Origin of the sequence: Methanobrevibacter ruminantium, from assembly GCF_016294135.1 — an archaeon.
Taxonomy (GTDB): Archaea; Methanobacteriota; Methanobacteria; order Methanobacteriales; family Methanobacteriaceae; genus Methanobrevibacter; species Methanobrevibacter ruminantium_A.
Genome location: NZ_JAEDCO010000070.1, coordinates 1 through 3,309, shown reverse-complemented (window position 1 = coordinate 3,309; position 3,309 = coordinate 1). Strand labels below are relative to the sequence as shown.

Annotated in this window: 3 protein-coding genes and 1 pseudogene; 3 read left to right on the top strand and 1 reads right to left on the bottom strand. The window is 29.9% G+C overall.

The window, feature by feature from the left end:
• Positions 1–342 precede the first annotated feature (342 nt).
• From VW161_RS08780 to VW161_RS08770, 3 genes and pseudogenes are all read left to right on the top strand, one after another.
• Positions 343–735, top strand: a complete 393-nt coding sequence (locus tag VW161_RS08780) for a phage holin family protein (RefSeq protein WP_304162194.1) — start codon at positions 343–345, stop codon at positions 733–735.
• A 272-nt stretch (positions 736–1,007) separates the two neighbouring features.
• Positions 1,008–2,189 carry an AAA family ATPase gene (locus VW161_RS08775; RefSeq protein ID WP_304105830.1) on the top strand — a complete coding sequence of 394 codons (1,182 nt, stop codon included), beginning with the start codon at positions 1,008–1,010 and terminating at the stop codon, positions 2,187–2,189.
• A gap of 177 nt (positions 2,190–2,366) precedes the next feature.
• Positions 2,367–2,486: pseudogene (locus VW161_RS08770) on the top strand (AAA family ATPase); the annotation flags it as partial.
• Between the two features lie 253 nt (positions 2,487–2,739).
• On the opposite strand, the gene VW161_RS08765 reads toward VW161_RS08770, so the two are convergent.
• The coding region (locus VW161_RS08765) for a hypothetical protein (RefSeq protein WP_325192953.1) at positions 2,740–3,309 on the bottom strand (570 nt) is incomplete at its 5' end.

Below are 3,309 nucleotides of genomic sequence, written 5' to 3'. Positions count from 1 at the left end.
TTTGTATATGGTATTATATAAAGCTTATCTAAAATTTAAGGTCAATATTCTTGCCATACTGTAAAATTAAAGTTATATAGTAAAAAATAAGCAAAATTAGGGGAGAAAATTTATGCATGGTTTTATATGGTAAACTAGAATCTTTTAAATACTTAACTAACCCAATATATTCTTATATAACTTATTTTCAAATGTAAAAAACATATAAAATAAATCCCCCTGGTAGATTAATATGGAAATTATCAATCAAAAGCAAACCCCAAAAAGAAGTTTTAAGAGAAGAGAAGTCTAATAGTATTCATTGGAAACATCCTGGGAATTTACCTAATAGGTTTTTTAGGTTTGGGAATCAAGCTCAGTTCATTTGATGACATACTCCTTTTAGTACTATTCATAGGTTTGTTAAATGCAATCCTCTGGCCTATACTAACAAGAATAGCAATGCCGTTTTTAGTTTTGACCTTCGGATTTGGAACATTGATACTAAACGGTTTTCTCCTTGAGGAATTTGCACCATTGTTTGGAATAGAAATCCAAGGCCCTGCAATAATTCTTGCTCCATTAGGGATGGCTGCAGTTACAACCATACTGTCTTCCTTGATAACAATTGATGATGACAGTTCATATTACCGATCTGTTTTGAATGATGCCAAAAAGAAAATGAAAGCTGAAGTCAAGGATTATCCTGGAGTGATAATCGTTGAAATCGATGGGCTTGCTTATGAAGTGCTATAAAAAAATGAAGAATGACTTTCAACTTCAAATAAATGAAGTGATAAATTTGGTTGTCAATTGATTAAACTGGGTTGCTTCTTTACTTATGAAATAAAATTCACTGAAAATAAGTGGATAATTTATTTTTTTTAATGTAATGATTTGTGTGTTTTTTTCATCATGATGTAATTTCCATTACATAATGGCAAGTGTGTTTTTTTCATTATAATGTAATTTCCATTACATTTATATATATTGTTTAACAAAATATTAACTAATTTGGGTGAATATTTATGGCAAGTTTACCATTAGGAAATGATAATGATTTAGATGACTCACAGTTTTTCAATAGGGTAGATGAAATTTCATTCATCTCTGATAATCTAGAACTAGCTAAAAAAGGTTCAACACCAACAATACTGCTTACAGGCATTAGGGGTGTTGGAAAAACTGCATTAATGAAAAAATTAAAAAAAGACTTTCAAAACGAATATTTGGTTGTCTATATGGATTTATCCGCAATGGATAAATTTAAAAAAGATAAGCTTGATCGTTTTTGCTTTATGAGATTATTTTACGAATCCATTATAAAGGCATGTGATGAATCAAACATTATTACAATTGATGCAAAAATTCTGAAGTATTTTAAAACTCGCAATTTCATAATGGACAAAATAGAGTCAGTAGGCAAAATCCCAATTCCTATTCTTAAAACAGAAGAAGATTATACTAAATTTACAAGTTTTGTGATGGATTTGCCTCAACAGATATATGATGATTGCAAAGAGCATATTAGTGGCATTTTAATATTTATGGATGAATTTCAAATCCTAAAGCAGCTTGATGAAGATGTAAATGGCTTTTTATGGTATATTAGAAGCGTTATCCAATCACAAAAAAATATTGGTTATATTTTCTCAGGAAGCATGAGCGTTAAAGATGAACTGATATCAGACATCGCTGGTCAAAAAGGCGCTTTTGGGGGTAGAATCCTCAATTATGAAATCAAAACATTCTCATATGAAACAACAAAAGATTACCTGACTGAAAAAGCGGATTATCTTGAATTCACGGATGATGGATTTAAAAGATTTTATAAATGCACAAATGGAATTCCTTATTACATCAATAGCTTTGCTAGACTCTTGCCGCCTAATGAAGAATTGAATGAAGAAAAAATAATTTCGGAATTTAAAAAATCCTTGCCTTACTTATTGGTTCATCTTACTAATGAATGGTATAAATTAACTAAACAGGAACAAAGAATTATTGTGGCTCTTGTTGAAGAACCATTAAGGAGAATTGATATAGCAAATAAATTAGGTGTGAAAAGCGGAGCTATTGGAGCATCATTAAAAACTTTACAGAATAAAATATTAATAGAATTGAATAATGAGAAATATCAAATTTATGATTCTATATTCAAGGCATGGTTAAAAAAGGAATATGAAGAAAAAGGGGATTATCCCTATTAAAGTTTTAATCAATTTTTATTTTTTTTTTATGAGGCTGTAAAATTTCATATTTTAACTTTCGTTGGCATGAACTCTATTTATAATTTTAATACTTTTCATTTAACTGAAAACAAAATTGGTTTTATTATTGCTTTTCATTTAACTGAATTCTTACTTTGCAAAAGAAAATCATGACAATACCTTACTGGATTAAACTCAAAATTATTGTCCGGAGAGTTTGCCACATATCTGTCCGGTCGCTATGTGGAATTAAACATTTATCCATTTTCATTTAAAGAAATTTTAAAGCATCACAAATTAACAATATGGAATGGATAAAACTAAAATATATGAATATAATTGACTTTTTATTATGGGATGAAACGGTTATTTAGGGATTGTCCACTATATGAAACAAGTTTTCAATTTTTAGTATAATAATTTCTATACTGTTATGCTAATGCCAACATGAAGTTGGTTAAAAAGAATCAAATTGCATAATCCATATTCTCCACTCTGATTGGTGATGAAAGAAAAAGAGCTTCAGAACTACTATATTGATACTTAAAATTCATAATTTTCTCATTCTGCCTACCACTTTTCCAATTAAAGCTTCCTTTTTTCTGCAAACCACTTTACCGAATTGATTGTTCTGTCTGATCAAGTCACCATCGATATAGTACTTAGGCCTTCCGTACATTCCTTCTACTATATAGTTTCCTTCTGTGGGCACTGATGGTTTTCCGTACATTCCTTCTACTATATAGTTTCCTTCTGTGGGCACTGATGGTTTTCCGAACATTTCCTCTATGATAACTTCTTTTCTATTTTTTTCTTCTGCATCGGATATTGTATCATCTTCTCTTTCTGATTTAGGATAGTTTATTTGAGGATTGTTTTCCTTATATGTTTTGAGAGGGTCATAGTTAATGTAATCTTCTTCTTTATGCTCTATTTCCTCAACAGTCGCTATTTTGTCATTTAGTGGTGAATTGATTCTTTTAAGATAATCGTTATAGGATTCCCCTTCCCTTTGATTGTACTTGCTGTGGGATTCCTTTAGATAGTCTTTGTATTTATCTTCGTGCTCAACTAATTTGGTCCCGCACTTTATGCAGAACTTTTGATCTTTTTCTATTAG

What these genes read in the sequence shown, in the direction of transcription:
- VW161_RS08775 (WP_304105830.1), top strand. Translation starts at nt 1,008, where the DNA reads ATGGCAAGTTTACCATTAGGAAATGATAATGATTTAGATGACTCACAG.